Source organism: uncultured Tenacibaculum sp., assembly GCF_947498805.1.
Lineage (GTDB): Bacteria > Bacteroidota > Bacteroidia > Flavobacteriales > Flavobacteriaceae > Polaribacter.
In genome coordinates this window covers 1-356 of the sequence record NZ_CANMLT010000027.1, presented here as the reverse complement: position 1 = coordinate 356, position 356 = coordinate 1, and the positions used below count along the sequence as shown (strand labels likewise).

General features: G+C 38.8%; 1 protein-coding gene. It reads right to left on the bottom strand.

The features are described from left to right. A partial coding sequence (locus Q0873_RS18190; RefSeq protein ID WP_299110219.1) for a hypothetical protein occupies positions 1 to 356 on the bottom strand: 356 nt, incomplete at both ends.

Genomic DNA, 356 nt, shown 5'->3' with positions numbered 1-356 from the left:
TGATATTCTCCGTTTCCTCCAGTTACATTTACTGCCAATGTACCATTCGTACCATCATAACACGATTCTGGTACTACATTAAAGGCTACTGCCACTGTTGGATTTACTGTAATTGCAAATGGTGCTGAAGCACATCCTCTTACATCTGTTGCAACTATAGTATAAGCTCCTGCTGCTATATTAGTAAAAGTACTTCCTGTTGCTACTGAAGTATTTGTATTATCAAATAATTCATATGTATAAGCTGCTCCATTTCCACCTGATCCTGTTGGTACAATCGTAGCTCCTGTTGCTGGTGTACAAGTTACTTCCTTAGTTATACTTCCTCCTGCAACTACTACTGTTGGTTGACCAAT